The organism is Streptomyces sp. NPDC052910, assembly GCF_055585605.1.
The window spans coordinates 192,742-215,320 of sequence record NZ_JBVJJR010000011.1 but is presented as its reverse complement, the minus strand read 5'-3'; the positions used below and the strand labels follow the sequence as shown (position 1 = coordinate 215,320).

Below are 22,579 nucleotides of genomic sequence, written 5' to 3'. Positions count from 1 at the left end.
CGGCGGCTCGGACTCCGTCGGGAAGGAGCCGTGACGGCGGCCCGGGGGCCCCGGGGGTCATGGCCCGGGCGGTTGACGCTTCGTCAGGTGAGGGGGCGGGTGCGGAGCGTGATCCCGCGTGCGGCATACTGCGGAACGGAGAGTCCCGGATGCACAAACCGCGCGGAAAACCCGAAGGGTTGGTGTCCCACGTGTCGCCGGTCACTTATCACGACGCCCTCAACGACGCTCTCGAACGGCTCGACGACCTCGGCTACGAACGAGGGCAGGGCATGGACCTCGCCAACCACGGGCCGATGGGCGCAGAGGCGCTCGCCCTGCTCGGCCACGAGGACGAGGTGGCCCGCTGGGTCGTCCGCTACCGGCGGGTGATGGAGCATCACGAACCACCGGCCGAACGCTTCCCCCTGGACACCGACGAGAGCTCCTGGCGCCCCGCGCTCGGCGCCTTCCACCGGGCCGGCGACTGGGAGGGCCTGTTCACCCGCGAACTGGCCGAGGCGCACTGGCGGGACGTCCTCGCCCGCTGGTGGCCCCGGCTGCTCCCCGGGCTGTTCGCCGGCCTGACCCACGGCCTGATCCGCACCGCGCACGCCGTGCGCGGCCTGTACGCCGCGGGCGACCGGCCCACGGCCTACCAGCACCGCGAACTCGCCCGCGGTCTCGCCTACTGGGCGGCCCGCTACACCGAACTCCCCGGCGCACCGCGCCTCGGCGGGACGTACACCGTCCCCGCCGCCGTCGCCGCACTGCCGCGTACGCCCGCCGACCGCCCGCTCGACGCCAAGAGCGTCGGAGGCCGGTTCGCGGCCCTCGGCGACCTCCCCGCCTACGGCGAGGCACTGGAGTGGCTGGCCCCGGAGGAGGCGTCCCACCTGCTCACCGAGATGACCGTGCAGTTCGCGGACGTCTACCTCGGTCACCCCGAGGTGTACCCGGTGCCGCTCGTGCACGGCGTCACCGCCCCCGCCGCCGCCCGCCTCGTGCTGCCGCACCTCCCGCACGCGCTGCACGGGCCGACACTGGCCCGGCTCTGGCAGGTGCACTCCGCCTTCCTGCTGGGGCTGACCACCGACCGGCGCGGCGAGGGCACGACCGCGTGGCGGGAGGAGGTGCCGGACCTGCCGCACACCGGCGAACTGGCCGCCCGGGCCGCCGAACACGGCGACGAACACGTCATCAAGCTGACCGAGGCCTGCCTGCGCGAGTACGCCCTGCGGCCCGACCTCCGGTACCTCGCCGCCGCCGCGGCGGCCCAGCGGCGCATCCCCCGCCTGGACGCGGGCGGCGGCGCGAGCACGGTGCGGCCCGGCACCTGACCTGCCCCGCCGCCGGGGGCCGCGGAGCCGGGTGACGAGCCCCGGCCGCGCGGCCCCCGGCGGCGCCGGCCCTACACGGCGGACGCCGTGTAGGCGCGGACCTCCTCGGGCGTCAGATAGACGTCCGTGTACTCGAAGTCCCGCAGCGTGGCCGGGCGCCGGCTCTGGAAGCCGGTACGGACGTAGTCGTCGCCGGCCGCCGCGTTCAGCAGCCAGTTGGTCACCGTCCGGACCTTGGCGACATTGGTGCGCAGGGCGAGCAGATGGTACCCACGCGCCACCGCCTGCGCCGGGAGCCCCGTCAACCGCACCCCGAGCGGCTTGGACACGGCGTCCTTCCCGCCGAGGTCCACGACCAGGCCCAGATCCTTGTGCACGTACGGGCGCAGCGGCTCGCCGCGCAGGTGCGCCGCCACGTTGTCGGCCACCACCCGGCCCTGGCGCTGGGCGTGCTGGGCCGTGGGCGGGCAGACCGCCCCGTCGCCCTTGGCCCGGTCCGGAACGGCCGCCGCGTCGCCGAGGGCGAAGACACCGTCGAAGCCCGGCAGCGTCATCCGGTCGGTGACCGCCAGCCGGCCCTTCACGGTCTCGGCGCCCAGCGTGCCGACCAGCGGGCTGGCCGCCACCCCCGCCGTCCAGATCAGCGTCCGGCACGGCAGCTCACGGCCGTCCGTCAGCGTCACCCGGTCCTCCTCGGCCTTGGCCACCGAGACGCCCAGCGCGACCTCGATGCCCCGCCGCTCCAGGGTGCGCGCCGCCTCGGCGCCCAGCTTGTCGCCGAGCTCCGGCATCAGCTTGGGCGCCTTGTCCACGATGTGCCAGTGGACGTCGCGCGGGTCCAGCCGCGGATATCGCCGGCAGGCCGCCGTGGTGATCCGTTGCAGGCACGCCGCCGTCTCCGTCCCGGCGTAGCCGCCGCCGACCACGACGAAGCGCAGCCGCGCCTCGCGTTCGGCGGCGTCGGTGGCGGCGTCGGCCAGGTCCAGTTGGGCGATGACGTGGTCGCGCAGATAGGCGGCCTCGGCCAGGGTCTTCATACCGCGGGCGTGTTCGGTCAGGCCGGGGATGTCGAACGTCCGGGTGATGCTGCCCGGGGCCAGCACGATGATGTCGTACGGCTCGTTCACCACCTCGTCGGTGATCTTCCGTACGACGCAGACCTTGGCCGCCGCGTCCACCCCGATGGCACCGCCCGGCAGCACCCGCGTCCGGCGCAGCCCGCGGCGGAGGGAGACCGCCACCGACTGCGGGGTGAGGACGCCCGAGGCCACTTGGGGCAGGAGGGGCAGGTAGAGCTGGTAGTCGAAGGGCGTGACCAGAGTGATCAGCGCTTCATGGGGTTTGAGCCGCCGTTCGAGCCGCCGGGCGCACTCCACTCCGGCGAACCCGCCGCCGACGATCAGGATCCGCGGGCGGCCCGCCGCGCGGGCCGCCTCCGTGGTGGTCGTATGCGTCGTCATGGACTGACGTCTGCTCGCTCGGCGGCGATTCAGTGCTGATTCAGGCTCGCCATGGGCTGATTCGGGAGTACAGGGGACTGTTTCGCGCCGCGGGGGATCCGGGCGAAGCCCGCCACCGTCAGGGGCGGAGGGCCGGGACCGGCAGCCGCGCGCAGAGCCGGCTGGCCCGGGCGGGGCCCGCGGTGACGGCGTGGGACGCGGCGGTGAGCAGCGTCGCCAGGGTGGTCAGCGGCCAGTGGCCGGTGAGGGGCGTGGTGGAGGCGAGGACCAGCGTGCACAGCGCCATCGACGCGGTGACCGCCGTGCTCGTCCAGGCCACCGTGCGGGGGAGCCGCGACGGGGTCGGTATCCAGCGGGCCAGCGTGCCGGTCAGGGCGATCACGGCGAAGGCGAGGAGCGCGGCGAGCGCGGTGAACGTGGTGAGCCGGGTGGCCAGCAGATGCGCGGTCTGGGTGAGGTGCCACCCGCCGGAAGGGGCGGTGGTGTGGAGGAGATACCAGGCGGCGAGGAGGAGCGGGGTGGCGGCGGCGGTGGCACGGGCCGTCTGCCGCACCTGCGCGATGGTGAGCTCGTGCTGGCAGGCGGGGAGCAGCTCCTCCACCGCACCGCACTCGCGGACGGCGAGCTCCGCCGCCCGGCCCCGGTCCACGCCCGCGTGGACGTGCGCGGCCACGGCGTCCTGCAGACCACCGCGCAACTCCTCCAGCAGGCGCGCCTTGGCGGCGTGCGGACCGTGCAGCGCCGCGCCGAGGGCGGCGAGATGGTCCTCGACGGGGTCGCGGGGCGCACTGACGGCGGCCGGCGCCCGGCCGCCGGCGGAGGCCCGCGCGTCGCCGGGGATCACGAGGCGAGACCGGGGCGCGCGGCCGGGTTGAGGACGGAGCCGATCGCCGTGGTGAACTCGCGCCAGGCGGTCCGCTCGGCGGCCAGCGTCTGCCGGCCGGCGTCCGTGAGCGCGTAGCGCCGCCGTCGCCGCTCGCCCTCCGCTTCCCAGGTGCTCCGCAGGAACCCCAGCCGCTCCAGGCGGTTGAGCGCCGGATAGATGGTGCCGGTGCGGAGCTCCAGCATGCCGTTGCTGCGCTGCTGGACCGCCGTGATGATCGCGTACCCGTGGAGCGGGCCGGTCTCCAGCACGGCGAGCAGCAGCCCGTCGAGATGTCCCCGAACAGCGTTCTGCCTCATAAGTAGACAGGCTACTCAGGGCAATTGTCGGTGTGCTATGTATTTCCAGCCAACATATTGACAGAGTGGGGGTGTAGGGTGCGGGCGGCGCCGTCGCCCGGTGAACCGCCCATGGAAAAAGGGATGTTGGGCGTCGGCTCGAACACTTGATTTGGCGGCCGGGGCGGGGCAGGTTGGGCCGGACCGGTCCTCGGCCGGCCGGCCCGGCCGGAAGGAGGGGGTGACGAGGGGCGGCGGCGCGGCGAGCGCGGGATCCGGAAGGTTTCACCATACGGAAGGGGGTGGCCGCGGTGGCGCCGAACAGTGGTGCGGCGGTCGAAGTGGCGGGGCTCGTCAAGGAGTTCGGGGGCGGGGTGCGGGCCGTGGACGGCGTCGACCTCGTGGTGCCCACCGGTGGGGTCTACGGGGTGCTGGGGCCCAACGGGGCCGGCAAGACCACCTTCGTGCGCATCCTGGCGACTCTGCTCCGGCCGGACGGCGGCCGGGTCCGGGTGTTCGGCCGCGACGTGGTGCGGGGCGCCGAGGGGGTGCGCGCCCGGGTGTCGCTGACCGGCCAGTTCGCGTCCCTCGACGACGACCTGACCGGCACCGAGAACCTGGTGCTGCTGGGGAAGCTGCTGGGCTACGGGGCCCGGGGCGCACGGCAGCGGGCCGCGGCACTGCTGGAGGGCTTCGGCCTGGCCGAGGCCGGCGGCCGGCAGGTCAAGGGCTACTCGGGCGGGATGCGGCGCCGGCTCGACATCGCCGCCTCCCTGGTGAGCCGGCCGGACCTGCTCTTCCTCGACGAACCCACCACCGGCCTCGACCCCCGGAGCCGCAACCAGGTGTGGGAGATGGTGCGCGCCGTCGTGACGCACGGCACGACCGTCCTGCTGACCACCCAGTACCTGGACGAGGCCGACCGGCTGGCCTCCCGCATCGCGGTCTTCGACCGCGGCCGGGTGATCGCCGAGGGGACGAAGGCGGAGCTGAAGGCGTCCGTGGGCGCGGGATCGGTCCACGTCCGCCTGGAGGACGCCGGAAGCCGGGAACGGGCCGCCGGCGTGCTGGACGCCTGCCTCGCCGGTACGACGCAGCGGGAGGACGACCCCGAGGCCCTCACCGTACGGCTCGGCGGCGCCGGCGCGGCCACGGCCGGACAGGCCGCCCGGGCCCTCGCCGAACTGGCCCGGGCGGGCATCGGCGTGGAGTCCTTCTCCCTCGGCCGGCCCAGCCTGGACGAGGTGTTCCTGGCGTTGACGGACGACGGCTCCGGCGCCGGCCGGACGGCGGGGAAGGTGGGGGTATGACCACGATGACGGGCCCCGGGACGGGGTCGGAATCCGGCGCGGGCGCCGGACCGGGCGAGGCCGCCGCACCCGGCCCGGGAGCGAACGCCCTGATCGGCGCGCTGGTCGCGGGCGAACGCCCGCCGCCGCCCAGCGCGTTGTCGGCGTCGCTGGCGTTCGGCTGGCGGGCTGTGCTGCGGATCAAACACGTGCCCGAGCAGCTCTTCGACGTCACGGCGTTCCCCGTGATGCTGGTGCTGATGTACACGTACCTCTTCGGCGGCGCGCTGGCCGGCTCCACCAGCGCGTACCTCCAGTACCTGCTGCCCGGCATCATGGTGACGTCCGTCGTGATGATCACCATGTACACGGGGATGGCCGTCAACACCGACATCGCCAAGGGCGTCCTGGACCGCTTCCGCAGTCTGCCGGTGTGGCGCCCCTCGGTCATGGTGGGCTACCTGCTCGGCGACATGCTCCGGTACGTACTCGCCTCGGTGATGATGCTGGCCATCGGCCTGGTGATGGGCTACCGCCCGCACGGCGGTGCGGGCGGGGTGGTCGCCGGCGTGGCGCTGCTGCTCCTGTTCAGCTTCTGCTTCTCCTGGCTGTGGACGATGTTCGGTCTGCTGCTCCGCACCGAGAAGGCGGTGATCGCCGTGTCGATGGCGGTCATCTTCCCGCTCACGTTCCTGAGCAACGTCTTCGTCGAACCCCGCACCATGCCGGGCTGGCTCCAGGCGTTCGTCAACAACAGTCCGTTGACGCACCTGTGCAGCGCGGTGCGCGGACTGACGGAGGGTGCCACCCCGTCGGCGCACATCGCCTGGACGCTGGGCTGGTCGGCCCTGTTCGTCCTGGTCTTCGGCCCGGTCACGATGCGGCTCTACGCCCGCAAGTGACGGCCTCCACGCCCTCCACGCCCTCCATGCCCGCCCCGGCCGCCGGGGCGGGACGCGCCCGGTGGCGCCCCGCCCCCGCCGGGGCGCCACCGGACCCGACCCGGGCTACCCCCGCGGCATGGGCGCGGCGGTCCGGTAGTGGGTGATCCGCCCCTTGGCCCGCACGGGCTCGCCCAGTTCGGCGGCCTGGGTGTGGGGGAGGAGCTGGAACCCGTCGGGGTGCTCCAGCAGGGTGGCGTGCCAGGGGGTGGTCCAGGGGTTGTTGGTGTCGAGGAACTTGATGCCGTACTTGGCCTCGTGACGGTTCTGCGGGTGGATGGACAGCCGGACGGTGTCCTGGTGGTAGTCCGCGATCAGGCTGGCCCAGGCCCGGCTGCGGGCGATGACGTGGTAGGCGCGCTGGCGGGACTGACGCTGCAGGGCCGCCTTGCTGCCCGTCCAGTCGGGCGTGTCCTCCACGAGGAACCGGGTGATGCCCCGGTACATGCGCAGGGTCGACTCGTCGGTCTTCACCTCCGCGCGGAGCTGCTCGACGGTGGGCGCGTACCGCTCGGCGGTCCGCAGGCGCTTCTCGTCGTAGTCGAGGTCGGGACCGTAGACGTCACGGAGGTCGAAGGTGCTCAGGTGGTGCAGCCCCTCCTCCTCGATCATCCCGCGCAGGGCGTCGCCGTAGGCGTCGATGTGCTCGTCCGGAACGCCGATGACGTCACCGAAGATGTGGCCGTCCGAGCAGATGAGGACCCGGGCGCCGGGCGAGTAGACCTTCTCGATACGGGTGCAGAGGTCCTGCAGGAAGTGCAGGGCGAGCCGCTCGCCCTCGTCCGGCAGGTGGCTGATCACCTTGGCCGTGTTCGGCGACTTGCAGGGGAAGCCGGGCAGCGAGAAGAGGATGGGCTCGCGACGTTCCAGGTGGTGGGATATCTGGCGGATCTGATGGGGGAAGTCGTGCGTGCTGTCGTTCTCCGGGTCCGGCTCGGTGGTCCGGCGGTGGGGCAGGAGCAGGGAGAGGACGGCGTGGGCGGTGTCGGTGAGGGTCTCGGTGGCCGACGGTGTGGTGGCGGGCATGGGTGGTCTCGCTTCCTGGTGACAAAGCGGCCCGGGGCGGGATCGCCGGCACGGGCCGTGGGTGGGTCGGGCGGTACGGGTGGTCGGTGCGGTGGTCCGGGTGGCGGTCAGTGCCGGACGGGGCAGCGCGGCGCCGCGTCGGGACCGGCGTCCGGGGTGTAGCTGAGCGGCAGCCGGTTCACCCCGCGGGCGAGAACGGCGTGCACCCAGGGCAGTTCGCCGGGCGCCGCCTCCAGTCGGAGATCGGGGAGCCGGGTGAGCAGCGTCCGCAGCGCGGTCTGGAGTTCGATGCGGGCCAGGGCCGCGCCGGGGCAGAAGTGGATGCCGTGGCCGAACGCGAGGTGCGGGTTGGGCTTGCGGTCGAGGTCGAGGGTGTCCGGGTCCGGGAACCGCCGCGGGTCCCGGTTGGCCGCGCTGAGGGAGACGATGACGGAGTCCCCGGCGGGCACCGTGCGGCCGTGGAACTCGGTGTCCTCGGCGAAGAAGCGCCAGGTGGTCAGCTCGAAGGAGCTGTCGTAGCGCAGCAGTTCCTCGACCGCGCGGGCGAGCAGGGCCGGGTCGCCGCCCTCCTCGGCGAGGGACCCGCGGAGCCGGTCCAGTTGCTCCGGGTGGCGGAGCAGGGCCACCAGGGCGGTGGTGATCTGGTTGGTGACGGGTTCCTGCCCGGCGACCAGCAACTGGAAGATGATCGAGTCGGTCTCCTCGGTGGTCAGCGACCCCTCGTCGTGCGCGGCGACGAGTGTGCTGAGGAGGTCGTCGCCCGGCTCGCGGCGCTTGGCGTCCGTCACCCGGGCGATGTACGTCTGCAGGGCGCGCAGCCGGCCCTCGTACCGCGGGCGCTGCGGGTCGCTCGGACCGACGGGCTGGACGACCTTGCCCCAGTCGCGGTCGAAGTCCCGGGCCAGCTCGGCGGGCAGGCCGATGACCTCGGCCAGGACACGGAAGGGGAAGTGCGCGGCGAAGCCCTCGACGGCGTCGAAGAAGGCCCGTCCGCCGGCCGCCCCGGAGCCCTCGCCGGCCCCGGCGGCGAGACCGGCGTCGAGAAGCTCGTCGGCCATCTCCTGGATGCGGGGGCGGAGGCGCTCGACGGCGCGGGGCGCGAACGCGTCGGTGACCATCCGGCGCATATGGGTGTGCTTCGGCGGGTCCTGGTGCAGGAGGTGCACCTGGAGCTGGGAGTGCTGCGGCTCCGGCATGATGGCGGCCTTGGCCCGCCAGGCGTCGTTCCCCAGGTCGTGGTTCTTCCCGAACCGGTCGTCCGTGAGCGCCTGTTGGGCCGCGTCGTAGCCGGTGACCAGCCAGGCGTGGACGCCGCTGGGGAAGTGCACCCGGTGCAGGGGGCCCTCTTCGCGGAGGCGCGTGTACAGCGGATAGGGGTCGGTCTTGTACTCCTCGCCGTAGAGCGGCACGGGGTCGGGCAGCGGGCTCCGCCCCGGCTTCGGGTGATCCCCGGAGGGGCTGGTGAGGCCGGCCGGGAGCGACGTGCTGCGGGGTGCGTCGGGCTGTGCCATGGAACTTTCCTTTCGGGGTGGAACCGGAGGCCGGGGTGGCGATGGACCGGTGGCGGTCCGGGGAGCGGGCGGGGACGCCGCCGTGCCGGCGCCCGGTGGACGGGCGTTCGGCTTCCGGGACGAGGGGCCGGGCACCGGCGGTTCACCGCCGCCGGGCGGACCGGGACCCTCCGCCCGGTGGTGCCGGTGGACGCGGGCCGGGGACCGGCCGGCGCGTCCCCCGCACGCCCGGAGACCGGGCGCCGCGGTGGCCCGGCCGTCACGCCGCGACCTCCACCCCCGCGTGGTCGCCGATGACCAGCCGGTGGTGCCGGTCGCCGCGGCCCGCGGCGCGGACGGTCGCCCCCCGGCCGATCACCGAACCCTCGATGCCGCGCATCCCGGTGACCGTCGCGCCGTCCAGCACGATGCTGTTCCCCAGGTGGGTGCGGCGCAGGGCGCACCCACCGCCGATGGAGGTGTACGGCGTGACGTGGCTGTCCTCCAGGACCGTGCCGGCACCGATGACCGCCGGACCCTGCACGCGGGAGCGGATCAGCCGCACCCCGGGACCGAGGCCGACCGGACCGGCCACCTCGCTCGCCGCGTCCACGAACGCCCCCGGATGCCGCGCGGGCGGCAGTCGGTCGAGGACGGCACGGTTGCAGTCCAGGACGTCCGCCACCTCTCCGGTGTCCTTCCAGTAGCCGTCGTACTCGACGGCCCGGACCGGCGCGCCGCGGGTGACCAGTTCCTGGATGGCATCGGTGATCTCCAACTCCCCCCGCGCGCTGGGCCCGATGGCGGCGATGGCGTCGTGGACGGCCGGGGTGAAGAAGTAGACGCCGATCAGCGCCAGGTCGCTGCGCGGCTCCCGGGGCTTCTCCACCAGCCGCAGCACCCGTCCGTCGGACGCGGTCTCCGCGACGCCGAAGGCCCGTGGGTCGGACACCTTGTGCACGAGGACCTGGGCGTCCGGGCGGCCCGCCCGGAATCCGGCGGCGGCATCGGTGATCCCGGCCGGCAGCATGTTGTCGCCGAGGTACATGACGAAGTCGTCCTCGGCGAGGAACGCGCGCGCGGTGACCACCGCGTGCGCCAGCCCCCTGGGGGCGTCCTGGGGCAGGTAGGTGATCCGCATTCCGAGCCGGGAGCCGTCCTGGAGGGCGGTGGCGATCTGGTCCCCCCGGTCGCCGGTGACGATCCCGACCTCGTGCACGCCGGTCGCGCGGATGTTCTCCAGGACGTATTCGAGCACGGGCTTGTTCGCGATGGGCATGAGCTGCTTGGGCATCGAGTGACTGAACGGCCTCAGACGGGTTCCCGACCCGCCCGAGAGCACCAGTGCCTTCATAGAGCCTCTCCTCGCAACCGTTCCCGCCACGCGGACGGGAACCGCCAGTGGATCGCCGAAAGGACGTCGGTGGAACGGGACGGCGGAACGCCGACGGAGGACGGCGCGCGGCCCTTTCTCCGCCGGGCCTCCGCCGCACGCCGCCTTCCTCCCCCCCGGCCGGAAGGCCACGAGTGCCCGGCCGCGCCCGGACGTTGACATCGCCGGGTGGGGCACGGGTGGCGGCCGGGCAAGAACAGCCGGCGGAACGTCAGGGGCGGCCGCCCGGACGCGCCGGGCGCCGTGCGCGCCGGGCGGGACCGGTCCGGGCAAGGTCGTGGGGGATCGGTTCGCGGGCCCGAGGGCCGTCCGCGTCGCGCCCTCGCCATGGCGTACCTGCCGCAGGGCGCAAAGAACCGATGATGAGAAAGTATTCTTGGCGAGTGGTGAGGCTGTCAAGGAACTTGCCGCGGGCATCCTGTGGTTGACGGGTCGCCATGGAGCGGTCGCCGCCCCCCCGCCTTCGCGCGGGACCTCCCCCCGGCCGCCGCTCGCGGTGCCCCGCCCCCCGGGTGGAGTCATTCGGCGGTGGCGCGGCGCGGTCGATTGTCTGTCCGAAATTCTCTCCTGACCGCGACGTTCATCCCGTACAGTGATCAGCCATGATGGCCTCACGGGGGAGTGCTGTCCGGTTCGCTGTACTGGGCACGCTTGAGGTATGGAACGGTGACGACCGCCTGCGGGTGGGTGGTCCGCGCGCGCGTGCCGTGCTGGCGGCGCTGCTGCTGGAGGCCAACCGGGTCGTGTCCTTATCCCGGCTCGTGGACGCCGTGTGGGAGGACGCCCCTCCCGCGACGGCCGGACACCAGGTACGGAAGATCGTGGCGGAGCTCCGGGCCCGGATCCCGGGCGGCCGGCGGCTGCTGCTCACCGACGGGCCGGGCTACCGGCTGGTCGTCGAGCGGGACCGGCTGGACCTGCTGCGCTTCGAGCAGGCCCTCGCCCGGGCCCGCGCCGCGACGGACACCGACGAGGAGGCGGCCGCCCTGGAGGACGCCCTCGCCCTCTACCGGGGCCGGGCGCTGCCCGAGGGCCGCAGCCCGCTCCTGGCCGCCGCGGCGACGATGCTGGAGGACCGTCAGCTCGGCGCGCGCGAACGGCTGCTGGAGCTGCGCCTGGAGCAGGGCCGCGCCGAGGAGGCGGTCGCCGGTCTGCGTTCCCTGGTCGCCGAGCACCCGCTGCGCGAGTCGCTGGCCGCCCTGCTGATGGTGGCCCTGTGCCGGACCGGCCGGCAGGCCGACGCCCTGCGCGTCTACCACCACCTGCGCCGGCTGCTCGCCGAGCAGTTGGGCATCGACCCCGGGCCCGAGGCCACCCTGCGCTACGAGCAGATCCTCCGCAACGAGCCCGCCCTGCACGACGGTACGGCACGGCCCCGGCGGGCCGACGCGTCCGATCCCGGCGCACGGGGGACCGACGTGCGCGGTACCGTCGCACCTCACGAGCGGCCGGCGGACGGCGCGCGGTCCGCCGGCCTCCGCCCCACTGCCGGACAAGGAAGCTCCGCTTCCGCCCTCCCCGGGGTGCCCCGCCAACCCCTCGGTTCCCAGGGGCCCTTCGCGGCCGCCGACGACGCGGCCGGCCCCGCCCCGTACGCAGGGAACACGGCCCCCGTACCGCCCCCGGCACCGCACCCCGCGTCGGTCCCGCCGCGCTCCCTCCCGCACGACCTGCCCGACTTCACCGGCCGGGAGGGGGAGACGCGCTGGCTGCTCTCCCACGCCACCCGGGAGCCGGACCGGCCGACTCCGGTCCTCGCGGTCGACGGCATGCCCGGCATCGGCAAGACCGCCCTGGCCGTCCACGCCGCCCACCGCCTCGCCCCCCACTACCCCGACGGACAGATCCACCTCGACCTGCACGGCTTCACCGCCGACCGCACCCCGCTGACCGCCCACACCGCCCTGGGCGTCCTGCTGCGGGCGGTCGGCGTGCCCGACCGGCACCTGCCCCCGGGCCGCACCGACCGGGAACACCTGTGGCGGGCGCTCAGCGCCGGCCGCCGCCTGCTGCTGCTGATCGACAACGCCGCCGCCTCCGAACAGGTACGACCCCTCATCCCGGGCACCCCCGGCAGCCTGGTGCTGGTCACCAGCCGCCCCCGGCTGTCCGCGCTGGACGGCGCGGTCCACCTCAGCCTGCCGCTGCCCCCGCCCGGCGACGCCCTGGGTCTGCTGGGCGCCGTCCTCGGCCGCGACCGGCTGCGCGCCGAACCCGAGGCGGCGGCCGACCTGGTGGCCCTGTGCGGACGCCTCCCGCTGGCCCTCCGCGTCGCCGCCGGACGGCTGCGCAACCGACCCCAGTGGACGATCGCCGCCCTCAACGACCGGCTCCGCGCCGAGCCCACCCGGCTCGCCGGACTGGTGGCCGAACACCGCGCCGTCGCCACCGCCCTCGACCTCTCCCGCACCGCCCTGCCCCTTCCCCACCAGCGCTTCTTCCACCTGCTCGGCCTCCACCCCGGCCCCGACTTCGACGCCGGGACCGCCGCCGTCCTCACCGGCTCCCCGCTGCCCGCCGCCGAGGCGCTGCTCGAGGACCTCCTCGACGCCCACCTGCTGACCCAGCACACCCCCGGCCGCTACGCCTTCCACGAACTGGTGCGCCTCCTCGCCCGCCACCACCCCGCCGCGCCCCCGCCCGCCACCGCCCACCGCGCGGTGCGCCGGCTCCTCGACCACTACCTGCGCACCGCGACCCGGGCCGCCGAGCTGATCGACGCCCCCGCCCAGCCGGCCCCCACGCCGCCGCCCGTGCCCCGCGAACCCTGGACCGGCCCGCACGCCTGCGTCCCCCCGTACCCCGAGACCGTGCCCCCGGCCCCGTACGGGACCGGCCGCGACACCGGCGTACGGGCGGAGGACGGCGCCGCGTCCGTCACCGCTCCGGCCGACGACGCGCCCGCCGACGAACCCGCCGCCCTGGCCTGGTTCCAGGCCGAGCGGCCCGGCCTGCTGGCCGCCCTGGCCCACGCCGACGAGCACGGCTTCGACCACCACACCCTGCGACTGTCCCTCGCGCTGGCGCCCTGCCTCCGGCTGCGCGGCCACACCGAGGACGAACGCCGGGTGCTCGGCCTCGCCGTGGCCGCCGCCCGCCGCCTGGGCGACGACGAGCGGCGGCTGACGGCCCTGACCGCCCTGGCCACCTCGTGCTGGCACCTCGGCCGCGTCACGGAGGGGCTGGAGAGCGCCCGCCAGGCCCTGGCCCTGGCCGAGGAGTCGGACGACGGGCCGGGCACCGCCCTGTGCCTCAGCAGGATCAGCATGTTCTACACGACCCTCGGCCGGTACGAGGAGGCCATCGACTTCCTGCACCGCTCCCTGGCACTGCTCAGCGGCACGGGAGCCGGCGGCGAGGAGGGCACCGCCCTCGCCTGCCTCGGCACCGCGCAGAGCGCCCTGGGCCGGCACGCCGAAGCACTGCAGACCAGCCGTCTGATCACGCTCGGCAGCAGGACGGCAGGCGACGCGCACGGCGAGATCACGGGCCTGACCGGCGAAGCCGCCTCGCACGCGGCCGCCGGCGCCTTCGACACGGCCCTGCGCCGGCTGGCCGAGGCGTCCGCGCTGGCCCGCCGCGTCGTCACCCCGCACGGCCAGGCGGTCGTCCTCGCCCGCTACGCCGACGTCTACCACCGCCAGGGCCGCCACACCGAAGCCCTGCGGGCCGGCCACGCGGCCCTGGGACTGCTGCGCACCGTGCGCCGCCCGGCCCTCGCCGCCACCGTGCACAACGTCCTGGGCGCGGTGCACCGCGCCCGCGGCGACCTCGACCTGGCCCGGCGCCACCACCAGCAGGCCCGCCGCCTCGCGCGGTACACCGGGCTGCGCAGCGAGCTGGTCCTGGCGCTGGACGGCATCGCCAAGTCCCGCCCGCCCCGGGACGGGGACCGGTCCGCCCCGGCCTGCCGCGACCCCCGCCCGGACCACGCCACCGATCCCTTCACCCCGTCCTCCGTCGTGCACCCCAACTGACCCCCGGCGGTCCGCCCGGTGGCGGTCCGGGACCGCCGGGTGTCAGCGGAGACAGCGTGCCTCCGCGTACTCCTTGGCGTACCGCAGCGTCAGCCGGCTGTCCGCCCCCAGTGCGTTCCGGACGACGTCCTTGGCCTGCGCCAGGCCGGCGCCCGCGCCGAGCACCGCGTCGACGGCCGCCGGATCGACCGCGACGGTGTGCCGGGCGGTGGCCGTCACCGTCCCCCCGCACGGCGTGAACACCCAACTGCCCATCTGGAGGCTGAGCAGTTCGGGCAGCCGCGTCCGCTTGTAGACGATCCGACGCGGTGGGAAACACACCCGGACCGTCCCGTTCCGATCCGCCTCCGGGCCGTCGCCGGCCGCCCGCCCCCAGGTGCCCGGCGCCCGCCCCCGCGCCCCCGCGGCCAGCACCGCGCCCGCCCCGCCCGCCGACGGCAGCCGCTCCGACCACGACTGTGCCTCACGGACGAAGGAGTAGACGTCGTCGGCCGACCCGGCGATGCGGACGCTGTCCTCGAAGGACAGCAGCAAATCGTGCCCCCGGCCGCCCAGTTCGGCGCTGCGGCGCAGCGCCTCCAGCCCGTCCCTCGCCCGGCGGACCACCGTCCGGCCGATCCGGGCGAGCTGCCGCGGGTCGTCGTCGACGGCCCGGAACTCGTGCCGCAGTCGCACCCGGCACTCCCGGGCCGAGACCGGCTCGAACTCCCACCGGCCGCCGAGGAAGGCCACCGGCGGTGCCGGCAGCTCCTGCCGGAACCGGATGCACCGCCGCTCCGGCGCCAGCACGCGGCGCGAGACGGAGCCCTGGGCCTCGCCGTCGGCGACCGCCCACACCCGGATCACGTCCCGGCGGCCGGTGCGTTCGAGGCAGTCGACGTGCACCAGCGGCGGGAAGACCCGCGGCCAGTCCTCCGCCGCGGCCACCAGCCCGTAGACCCGGTCGACGGGAGCCCGCACGGTCATGGTGTGCTCGGCTCCGCGCCGGTCCTCTCCTGCCATCGTTGTCGTCTCCTTCGAGTCTGTGGGCGGGCGCCGGCCGCCGGGGAGCCCGCCCACACGGCCGGCGGGCGCGCGGGCACGACGGCCGGCGGCCCGGGACACGGCTGAGGGCACGGTCGGCGCGCGGGGGCCGCCGCGGAGGACGGGCGGGTACGTGAGCGGTGAACAGCCGGTGCCGGGCGTGCCGGTGTGCCGACGGGACGCGGCCCGGTCTCCGGGCCGGTGAACGGGCGGCGTGACATGCCGCCCGGCGGTGACCCGCCGCGGCGGCCGGGAGGCACCGTTTCCGGCCCCGTGCCGGGGCGCAGGGTGCAGGGGCACCAGTGTGGTGGGCATCGTCTTGGCTCCGCGCGCCCGGTGTCAAGACCGCCTCCTCGCGGAGGCGACGAGTCCGGGGAACACACCGCCGGCCGGAACGGTCGGGAACCGGGCGGCCCGCGGACAGGGCCGGAAACGGCCCGGGGAACCGTCCCGGGAACGGCGGGAACGGAACGGGAACGGACCGGTACCCGCCCGGGAACCGGCTCGGGCAGGCTCGGAGCCCGGTCGCCGACCGCTCCCTCACCCCTTCACTCCGCAGCCCTGGAGCACCGATGCCGCACGCCCCCGCCCCCGCCGGCACCACCCCGGCCCGCCGCCGTCTGGTCAAGGACCTGGCCGTCCTGCGGTGGCTCTACGACGAGCTGGCCGACGCCCTCACCCGCCCCCGCAGAGTCGTGGAAAAGGTCAGCGAGCGCGGCTCGCCCGGCATCCCGCTCGACACCCGGGTCCTGGACGCCAGGGCGGACATCAGGACGGTCCTGACCCACTGGGCGGCCCTGGTCCGCGAACAGCGCGGTGTCACGGCCCCGGCCCGTGACACCGCCGCGCTGGCCGCCTTCCTCGCCCGGCACGCCGACTGGCTGACGGCGCATCCGGCCGCCGCCGACCTCACGGCCGAGACCGGCGAGCTGATCCGGGCCGCCTGGTCCGCGCTGTCCGGCCACCGCGACCGGCACGTCGTCGTCGGCACCTGCGTCCGGCCGGGGTGCTCCGGCCGGCTGGCCGCCCGCCTGGGGAACCGGACGGCCGCCGGCGAGGCCGCCATCGTCTGCTCCGCCGACTCCGGCCACACCTGGTCGCCGGAGGCGTGGCACACCCTCGGACCGCGCGGCGGTGCCCGCCCCGGTCCGAGCGCGGGCTTCACCGCGCAGGAGATATCGGTCCGCTGGCGCCTCGCCTCCGGCACCGTCTACTGGCTGGCCAGCACCCACGACTGGGGCCGCCGCAAGGAAGGGCGGCGCGTCCTGTACGACCGCGACGACGTCATCGCCACCATGCGGGACCGGGTGGCCGGGCAGGCCCTGGCCGGGTAGCGGCCCGCCGCCCCCGTCCGCCTTCCGCCTCCGGGCGACCCGCCGAATGGCCGTCCCTCTTCGAACGGAACGGCCGGGTGAGGCGTTTCCCCGCCCGGCCGGACTCGTTGAGCGGTGACAGGTCGCCCCCCTTCGGGGCGCCTTGTCCAGGGATCCCCTATTCAGGAAGACGGAGAGCGGAGCAATGTCTGTGTACCGGATGAGTGTCGTGTCGGCCGCGGTCGTCGTGATCGGAGCCCTGTCCCTGCCGGGCGTGGCCCAGGCCCGGACGGCGGTCGCGCCGGCCGGACCGGCCGTCCACGCCGTACCCGCCGACCAGCCCCCCTTCCCCTACGCCGACTGCCTCAGCGCGGCGAAGAAGCACGGGGAGAGCGAGTCGTACGCCAAGTGGCACTGCGACCAGCTCGTCAAGAAGGGCTGGGTCAAGCCCCCGAAGCGCTGACACCGCGCTGTCACCGCGTCGCCCCGCGCCCTCCCGCCCACCCGGACGGGAGGGCGCGGGGCGGTACGGGCCGGTGCGGGCCGCGCGGCCTCAGGCGCCCGGCACGGCGCGCTCGGCCAGCTCGGTGACGGCGTGCGCGACCGACGCGAGGGTGGCGTGGCGGTGCCAGCCGGCGAACGACCGGCCGACGAAGTCACGGATGCCCACCTGCTCGGCACGGCGCATGCCCGCGCTCCCCACCCGGCGTCCCAGGCACGCCAGCCGCAGCAGCACGGCCTGGTCCGCGGCGGTCAGGTCGGTGAGCCACAGTTCGGCCGGCCACTGCGCGCCGGCGGGGCCGGAGCAGAACAGGACGAACTCCCCGATACCGCGCGCCCGTCCGGACGCGTCGGGCAGCGCGGGCAGCCGCACCCGCACGGTGGCCACGAGCTCGGCCACGTCCGCCGTGCCGGTGGTCATCAGGGTCACGCCGTGCCGCCCGATGCGCGTCAGCCGGGCGATCCGGCGGGCCGGTAACGGAGTGTCCGCCCAGCCGGGCAGCGCGGGATCGGCCGGCAGCAGCCAGGTGTCCTGGCGGATCCGTGACATCTGCGCCGCCCCCGCCGCACGCAGCTTCGCCGCCACCGCGACGCCGTCGAGCCGCTCTCCGTTGAGCACCACCGGCCCCCGCGGCAGTTGGTGGCGCGCCACGGTGTCCAGGTACGCCCGGACCACCGAGTGCTCGGGCGTCTCCCGCGCGGGCTCCTCCCCGCGCCCCACCGCTCCCGTCCGTTCCGCACTCGCCTCACTCGCCCCGCCCGCCCCGCCTTCCCCGGGCCGGCGGGGCGGCAGGTGCAGCCGCCAGTGCACCGGCACGGCCGCGGCCGGCGCCGCCGCCCACACTCCCACCGCCTGCTGCGCGGTGACGGCCTTGCCGCTCTCCCACGAGTACGTCCGGCCCACCCCGACGGAGTGTGTGCCGGACTTCGGTATCGTCATCGGCTGCACCACGCACGCCTGCGGCGCCAGGTGCCGCGCCAGATACCGGCCCAGGGCCTCGCGCATCGGCTCCCACGCCCACGTCGAGTCGTTGACGAAATGGTGCAGCCCCTGGTCGTTGACCTGTTCCCCGAGGAACGCCGCGATGTTCCGCACCGACTTCCTCCCCGGCGCGCCCAGCAGCCCCCGCAGGTACATCACCCCTTTGCGGCGCTGGTCCGCCCGGGGCAGCGAGGCGAAGACCACGGAGGACAGTTCGGCCAGGAGGCGGTCCAGGGCAACTTTCCTGGCGGCGTCCGGAAAAGGGTCGTTCCGGACGGCGTTCCGTACATCCGTCCAGTGCGGCTCACCGGTCACGAGAGTCATCGACGATCCTCCCTGTCGGGCCGCGCGGTCCGCCTCTCGGGGAACCGGCGACCGGCGGCGGTGCCTGTGCCGTGCCGTCCTGAGAAAAGATCTCCGCGTTTTTTCCCGGATTCCCGCCGCGTGTTCCGGGCCGGCCGGCCTCGCGCGGCGGAGGCGGGAAGAACCGGCCGCGGTGGGGAACCGGCGGGCCGGCCGGCGCCCGACGCCCGCCGCGCCGCCGGGAAATGGGCCGGTCGCGACGGTCCGGCACCCGCGGACGGAATTCATGGTGGGCGGCGGGGCCGGTCCTGACAAGGGAATGTCCCGCGCCACCGGCCGGACCGGCGGAAAGGTGGCGGAAACGGCTGCCACCGGGCGCGGACCGGGAAAGCGCCTGCCGATTCCGCGCCTGCGGGAAACCGCCCGCCGCCCGCCCGGGCATCCTGCGCACAGGGCGGGAGAAGGCCGCCCGGAGCGGGCGGGGACGCCGGGGAGGACGGCGGGACCCGCGGGAACGCGCGCCCACGGCACCCGCCGCCCGGCCGCGGCGCGCGCCCGGCACGGCGGCCCCGCCCGTACCGGCTCAGGAGAGCCCGTACTGCAGCCGCGTGCGCAGTTCCCGCCGGTTGGCGACGCCCAGCGCCTCGTACACCCGCCGTATCCGGCGGTACATCGACCGCTCGGAGCAGTGGAAGCACCGCGCCATCTCGCCGACCGGGACGCGTTCGCGGAGCATGCGCACCAGCGCCCGGTCCTCGTCGGACAGCGCGCCCACCGGCGCGGCCCCGCCCGGCGCGGGCCCGGCGGCGTCCGGAGCGCCCACGGCCGCGGCGTGCTGGAGCAGCAACCCGCGCAGGACCCGGAACGACTCGGAGGGCCGCACCAGGAGGTTGAGCACCCAGTTGGCGCCGCTCTGGATCGCCAGGTGGGTCTGCGTCCCCACCGCGTCCGCGACGACCCCCACGATCCCCGCGACCGGGTCCGCCGCGGAGACCCGGGCCAGCACCGCGGCGTGCTGCGGGGTGAAGGCGGGCAGCGCCGCGAACACCCCCTCACGGCCCCGGACGGCCGCGCCGACGTCGTCCGCGTACTGCCAGCGGAGCGACGGGTCCGTCGTCCTCCCGCCGTACCCTTCCAGCAGCCGCCGCAGCGAGTGGTGGGCGACGATCACCGCTGCGTCCGCACCGGCCACGGCCGTACCTTGATTCCCCATGAGATCCCCCGCGTGCACCATCGAGCACCATTCGTCCCTTGTCCGGCGGGCGGAGTCCGGGCCCGGCCCGGGCGGCTCACCGCGCGCGTGCCGTGCCGGCGGCCGACGCCGCCACCCCCGGCGGAAGGACGCCCTGACGGGCAGGGCGGTCGGCCGCGGGACCGGGGACCACCCGGCGCCGTCCCGGCGGGGGAGTGGTGCGACGAGCCGATCCGCAGCGCATGCCGGTTCCTTCGTCGGTGACGACGGGCGGCCGCCCGTCGCCCGGCTCCCGGAAGCGCGGCGCCGGTCCACCCCGGGAACCGCATTCCGTTCGGCGCATGCCGAATGCCGGCGCCAAGGGTCCAATATGCTGTCACCGGATGGCAGTTGAAGGCAAGTGGCCGTCACGGCCGCGAGCGCGGCACCCGTGCGGTGAATCCGGGCGCAATGGGCCCCGCCGCCGGGAAACTCCGAAGTGCCCGAACCCCCGCCCCTTGTCGGGGAATCGGGCCGGATGAACGTCGAACGCCGAATATGTCCGGCGCCCGCGGGCGGCTCGTTTCCTCATTTTCCGAGCGCGCCGGGTTCCCGGTCCGGCGGCGCCCCGGCGGAAAAGCGCCGTCGCGCGATTCCGGGGCGTTTCCGCCGGACCGGGCGGACGGCCGTCACACCGGCGCCGTCCCGTTCCGCGCGCCCATGCCGTCCAGCAGGTACTCCAGGCCCAGCGCGAAGGTGCCGTCCCAGTCGTGGTCGGCGATGTAGCGGTGGGTCGCGACGGTCGGGTACCGCTCGCGCCGGCCGTCGAGGTACTCCTGTCCGGCCCGCGCCTCCTCGGGGGAGAGCCGCAGGCTCGACTGGGCGGCGGTGGCGCCCATCACGTGGTTGTACAGCGCCCACGTCGCGGCGTTCAGCCGGTCCTCGCCCAGCCCGGCGCGGAGCAGTGCCGACTGCAGGAACTCCATCCAGGTGAGGAAGTTCGGCCCCAGCAGCGGCCGTCGGCGCGACGGCAGCTCGGCCGACCACGGGTGGCGCAGCACGGCCCGCCGCCAGTCGTGCAGCAGCCGCGCGATGTCGTCCCGGGGCCGGTCGGTGTGCCGGTCGGGGACGGGCGTCTCGCCGAAGATGGCGTCGACGGCCAGGTCGACGACGTCGTCCTTGGTCGTCACATGCCAGTAGAGCGTGGTCGCCCCCGCCCCGAGCCGTTCGGCCAGCCGGCGCATGGTCAGCCGGTCGAGGCCCTCCTCGTCCAGCAGCGCCACGGCCGCCCCGACGATCCGCTCCCGCGTGAGCGGCGCGTCCCCGCTCCGGCCGGCCCGCGCGGGACGCAGCCAGACACTTCCCACGCCGCGGTGGGCCCGGCCCCCCGCCGCCTGCTCGCTGTCGGTGATGACCTTCACCTCCCCATGTACGTGATCACCCCGGAAAAACGCGCACAACGTATCACCCGGCGCCGCGGCCCCGGCCGGGGCCGCCGCCTCCCCGCGCGGGACGCCGGCACGCTTCCCGCGACGGACGCGGAACCCGGCCGGGCCCGGGCGGCCGCACCCGGTGCGACCAGGGCGGACACCCTTCGTCCCGCCCCGTGCGCCACCCCCTTTCGGGCGCCCAACTGCCGTCGCGTGGCGGGGATTTCGACCTTGTCCGGTCGAGTCGGGGTGTAGTACGCTCCCCGCCGTCCAGACCAGTGTTCCAGTAACCGGACCGACGTACTAGTGACGGTGACGCATGGTTCTGTCCGAAGCCCCGGCACCCCTGGCCGACCCCAGGCGCTGGTGGACCCTGCCCGTGGTGAGCCTCGCCCAGTTGATGGTCGTGCTCGACGCGACGATCGTGAACATCGCCCTGCCCTCCGCCCAGCACGACCTGGGCATGTCCGACACCGACCGGCACTGGGTGATCACGGCGTACGCCCTCGCCTTCGGCGGTCTGCTGCTCGTCGGCGGCCGGGTCTGCGGAGCTCTCGGCCGCCGACGCGCCTTCCTCGCCGGGCTGGTGGGGTTCGCCGCGGCCTCCGCCCTCGGCGGGGCCGCCGGCAACGCCGGCACCCTGTTCGCGGCCCGCGCCCTCCAGGGCCTGTGCGCCACCCTCCTCGCCCCCGCGGCGCTCTCCCTGCTCGCCCTGACCTTCACCGACGCCCGTGAACGGGGGCGCGCCTTCGGCGTGTTCGCCGGTGTCGGCGCCGGCGGAGCCGCCCTCGGGGTGGTCGCCGGCGGACTGCTCACCCAGTACGCCGACTGGCGCTGGTGCCTCTACATCAACGTTCCCATGGCCGTTCTCGCCCTGGCCGGCACCCCGTTCCTCCTCCGCGACCGGCCCGAGCGCGGACTGCCGCGCCCCGACGTGCCCGGCGCGGTGCTCAGCGCCGTCGGCCTGGTCGCCCTCGTCTACGCCTTCGCCCAGGCCGAACCCCGGGGCTGGACCGACCCCGTGGTCGTCGTGCTGCTCACCGGAGGCGTCCTGCTCCTCGCCCTCTTCGCCGTCGTCGAGACCAGGTCGCCGCACCCCCTGCTGCCGCCGCGCGTCCTGCTGCACCGCGCCCGCGGCACGGCGTTCTCGTCGGTCTTCCTGATGTTCGTCGCGATGTTCGGCTTCTTCCTGTTCGTCAGCTACTACACCCAGACGATCCTCGGCTACTCGGCCGTCAAGGCGGGCATGGTCCTGCTGGTCAACGCCGTCGGCGGCATCGTCGGATCGATGGGCATCGCGGGATACCTGCACCGGCGCACGTCACCCCACGTGCTGATCATCGGCAGTCTGCTCGTGGCCGCCGCCGGGATGCTCGTCCTCACCCAACTCACCGCCACCAGCGCCCACGTCTTCCTCGGCTATCTGCTGCCCGCCCAGATCCTCACCGGCCTCGGCCTCGGCTGTCTCCTGGCCACCGCCACCAACCTGGTGACCGCCGGCATGGGCCCGGCCGACGCCGGAGTCGCCTCCGCCGCCTACAACGCCGTCCAGCAACTGGGCGCCGCCCTCGGCACCGCCCTGCTCAACTCGGTCGCCACCAGCGTCACCGCCGGCTACCTGGACCGCCACGGCCGCGGCACCGACGCCGTCGACGCCGGCACCGTGCACGGCTACACCGTGGCCCTCTGGATCGCCTTCGCCGTCCTCGTCTGCGGCGCGCTCGCCGCCGGCGGCCTCTCCCGCGGCCGAGCGGCCGGCAGCGGCGCCCGCGCCGCCGAACCGGTCTCCTGAACACCCCG

At 75.1% G+C, this 22,579-nt stretch carries 17 protein-coding genes; 7 read left to right on the top strand and 10 right to left on the bottom strand.

Going from position 1 to position 22,579, the window contains the following annotated elements; all coding sequences use genetic code 11:
• The first annotated feature begins 149 nt into the window (after positions 1-149).
• Positions 150-1,319: a questin oxidase family protein gene (locus ACZ6X9_RS30200; RefSeq protein ID WP_469781195.1), complete on the top strand. Its 1,170-nt coding sequence runs from the start codon at positions 150-152 to the stop codon at positions 1,317-1,319.
• A gap of 71 nt (positions 1,320-1,390) precedes the next feature.
• On the opposite strand, the gene ACZ6X9_RS30195 is transcribed toward ACZ6X9_RS30200, so the two are convergent.
• From ACZ6X9_RS30195 to ACZ6X9_RS30185, 3 genes are all read right to left on the bottom strand, one after another.
• On the bottom strand, positions 1,391-2,779 hold the full coding sequence (locus ACZ6X9_RS30195; protein WP_469781194.1) for an NAD(P)/FAD-dependent oxidoreductase: 1,389 nt from the start codon (positions 2,777-2,779) through the stop codon (positions 1,391-1,393).
• A 118-nt stretch (positions 2,780-2,897) separates the two neighbouring features.
• Positions 2,898-3,623: a permease prefix domain 1-containing protein gene (locus ACZ6X9_RS30190; protein WP_469781193.1), complete on the bottom strand. Its 726-nt coding sequence runs from the start codon at positions 3,621-3,623 to the stop codon at positions 2,898-2,900.
• Positions 3,620-3,961, bottom strand: coding sequence for a PadR family transcriptional regulator (locus ACZ6X9_RS30185; protein ID WP_469781192.1), 342 nt, complete (start codon positions 3,959-3,961; stop codon positions 3,620-3,622). Before ACZ6X9_RS30185 ends, ACZ6X9_RS30190 begins: the two co-directional genes overlap by 4 nt.
• 281 nt (positions 3,962-4,242) lie before the next feature.
• Here ACZ6X9_RS30185 and ACZ6X9_RS30180 point away from each other — a divergent pair, with 281 nt between their 5' ends.
• The gene (locus ACZ6X9_RS30180; protein ID WP_469781191.1) at positions 4,243-5,250 is read left to right on the top strand and encodes an ATP-binding cassette domain-containing protein; all 1,008 of its coding nucleotides are present in this window, start codon (positions 4,243-4,245) and stop codon (positions 5,248-5,250) included.
• Positions 5,247-6,131 carry an ABC transporter permease gene (locus ACZ6X9_RS30175; protein WP_469781190.1) on the top strand — a complete coding sequence of 295 codons (885 nt, stop codon included), beginning with the start codon at positions 5,247-5,249 and terminating at the stop codon, positions 6,129-6,131. Before ACZ6X9_RS30180 ends, ACZ6X9_RS30175 begins: the two co-directional genes overlap by 4 nt.
• A gap of 105 nt (positions 6,132-6,236) precedes the next feature.
• On the opposite strand, the gene ACZ6X9_RS30170 is transcribed toward ACZ6X9_RS30175, so the two are convergent.
• The 3 genes from ACZ6X9_RS30170 to ACZ6X9_RS30160 form a co-directional block, all read right to left on the bottom strand.
• Positions 6,237-7,196, bottom strand: coding sequence for an L-tyrosine/L-tryptophan isonitrile synthase family protein (locus tag ACZ6X9_RS30170; protein ID WP_469781189.1), 960 nt, complete (start codon positions 7,194-7,196; stop codon positions 6,237-6,239).
• Between the two features lie 107 nt (positions 7,197-7,303).
• Positions 7,304-8,707: a cytochrome P450 family protein gene (locus tag ACZ6X9_RS30165; protein WP_469781188.1), complete on the bottom strand. Its 1,404-nt coding sequence runs from the start codon at positions 8,705-8,707 to the stop codon at positions 7,304-7,306.
• Positions 8,708-8,966: 259 nt separating this feature from the next.
• Positions 8,967-10,040 carry a glucose-1-phosphate thymidylyltransferase gene (locus ACZ6X9_RS30160; RefSeq protein WP_469781187.1) on the bottom strand — a complete coding sequence of 358 codons (1,074 nt, stop codon included), beginning with the start codon at positions 10,038-10,040 and terminating at the stop codon, positions 8,967-8,969.
• 641 nt (positions 10,041-10,681) lie between these two features.
• Between ACZ6X9_RS30160 and ACZ6X9_RS30155 the strand changes: the two genes are divergently transcribed.
• Positions 10,682-14,056, top strand: coding sequence for an AfsR/SARP family transcriptional regulator (locus ACZ6X9_RS30155; protein ID WP_469781186.1), 3,375 nt, complete (start codon positions 10,682-10,684; stop codon positions 14,054-14,056).
• Positions 14,057-14,098: 42 nt separating this feature from the next.
• Here ACZ6X9_RS30155 and ACZ6X9_RS30150 read toward each other — a convergent pair whose 3' ends face one another.
• Positions 14,099-15,058 (bottom strand): aromatase/cyclase, encoded by a 960-nt coding sequence (locus tag ACZ6X9_RS30150; RefSeq protein WP_469781185.1) that lies wholly within the window; start codon positions 15,056-15,058, stop codon positions 14,099-14,101.
• A 593-nt stretch (positions 15,059-15,651) separates the two neighbouring features.
• Between ACZ6X9_RS30150 and ACZ6X9_RS30145 the strand changes: the two genes are divergently transcribed.
• Positions 15,652-16,413, top strand: a complete 762-nt coding sequence (locus ACZ6X9_RS30145; protein WP_469781184.1) for a hypothetical protein — start codon at positions 15,652-15,654, stop codon at positions 16,411-16,413.
• A gap of 199 nt (positions 16,414-16,612) precedes the next feature.
• Positions 16,613-16,855 carry a hypothetical protein gene (locus ACZ6X9_RS30140; RefSeq protein ID WP_469781183.1) on the top strand — a complete coding sequence of 81 codons (243 nt, stop codon included), beginning with the start codon at positions 16,613-16,615 and terminating at the stop codon, positions 16,853-16,855.
• 90 nt (positions 16,856-16,945) lie between these two features.
• On the opposite strand, the gene ACZ6X9_RS30135 is transcribed toward ACZ6X9_RS30140, so the two are convergent.
• From ACZ6X9_RS30135 to ACZ6X9_RS30125, 3 genes are all read right to left on the bottom strand, one after another.
• On the bottom strand, positions 16,946-18,199 hold the full coding sequence (locus ACZ6X9_RS30135; protein WP_469781182.1) for an IS701 family transposase: 1,254 nt from the start codon (positions 18,197-18,199) through the stop codon (positions 16,946-16,948).
• A gap of 562 nt (positions 18,200-18,761) precedes the next feature.
• Positions 18,762-19,370 (bottom strand): hypothetical protein, encoded by a 609-nt coding sequence (locus ACZ6X9_RS30130; RefSeq protein WP_469781181.1) that lies wholly within the window; start codon positions 19,368-19,370, stop codon positions 18,762-18,764.
• Positions 19,371-20,038: 668 nt separating this feature from the next.
• Positions 20,039-20,770, bottom strand: a complete 732-nt coding sequence (locus tag ACZ6X9_RS30125) for a TetR/AcrR family transcriptional regulator (RefSeq protein WP_469781180.1) — start codon at positions 20,768-20,770, stop codon at positions 20,039-20,041.
• A gap of 328 nt (positions 20,771-21,098) precedes the next feature.
• Between ACZ6X9_RS30125 and ACZ6X9_RS30120 the strand changes: the two genes are divergently transcribed.
• Positions 21,099-22,571: an MFS transporter gene (locus ACZ6X9_RS30120; protein WP_469781179.1), complete on the top strand. Its 1,473-nt coding sequence runs from the start codon at positions 21,099-21,101 to the stop codon at positions 22,569-22,571.
• Positions 22,572-22,579 lie beyond the last annotated feature (8 nt).

What these genes read in the sequence shown, in the direction of transcription:
- ACZ6X9_RS30120 (WP_469781179.1), top strand. Translation starts at nt 21,099, where the DNA reads ATGGTTCTGTCCGAAGCCCCGGCACCCCTGGCCGACCCCAGGCGCTGG.
- ACZ6X9_RS30145 (WP_469781184.1), top strand. Translation starts at nt 15,652, where the DNA reads ATGCCGCACGCCCCCGCCCCCGCCGGCACCACCCCGGCCCGCCGCCGT.
- ACZ6X9_RS30175 (WP_469781190.1), top strand. Translation starts at nt 5,247, where the DNA reads ATGACCACGATGACGGGCCCCGGGACGGGGTCGGAATCCGGCGCGGGC.
- ACZ6X9_RS30160 (WP_469781187.1), bottom strand. Translation starts at nt 10,040, where the DNA reads ATGAAGGCACTGGTGCTCTCGGGCGGGTCGGGAACCCGTCTGAGGCCG.
- ACZ6X9_RS30170 (WP_469781189.1), bottom strand. Translation starts at nt 7,196, where the DNA reads ATGCCCGCCACCACACCGTCGGCCACCGAGACCCTCACCGACACCGCC.
- ACZ6X9_RS30155 (WP_469781186.1), top strand. Translation starts at nt 10,682, where the DNA reads ATGATGGCCTCACGGGGGAGTGCTGTCCGGTTCGCTGTACTGGGCACG.
- ACZ6X9_RS30185 (WP_469781192.1), bottom strand. Translation starts at nt 3,961, where the DNA reads ATGAGGCAGAACGCTGTTCGGGGACATCTCGACGGGCTGCTGCTCGCC.
- ACZ6X9_RS30135 (WP_469781182.1), bottom strand. Translation starts at nt 18,199, where the DNA reads ATGACTCTCGTGACCGGTGAGCCGCACTGGACGGATGTACGGAACGCC.
- ACZ6X9_RS30150 (WP_469781185.1), bottom strand. Translation starts at nt 15,058, where the DNA reads ATGGCAGGAGAGGACCGGCGCGGAGCCGAGCACACCATGACCGTGCGG.
- ACZ6X9_RS30200 (WP_469781195.1), top strand. Translation starts at nt 150, where the DNA reads ATGCACAAACCGCGCGGAAAACCCGAAGGGTTGGTGTCCCACGTGTCG.
- ACZ6X9_RS30195 (WP_469781194.1), bottom strand. Translation starts at nt 2,779, where the DNA reads ATGACGACGCATACGACCACCACGGAGGCGGCCCGCGCGGCGGGCCGC.
- ACZ6X9_RS30140 (WP_469781183.1), top strand. Translation starts at nt 16,613, where the DNA reads ATGAGTGTCGTGTCGGCCGCGGTCGTCGTGATCGGAGCCCTGTCCCTG.
- ACZ6X9_RS30165 (WP_469781188.1), bottom strand. Translation starts at nt 8,707, where the DNA reads ATGGCACAGCCCGACGCACCCCGCAGCACGTCGCTCCCGGCCGGCCTC.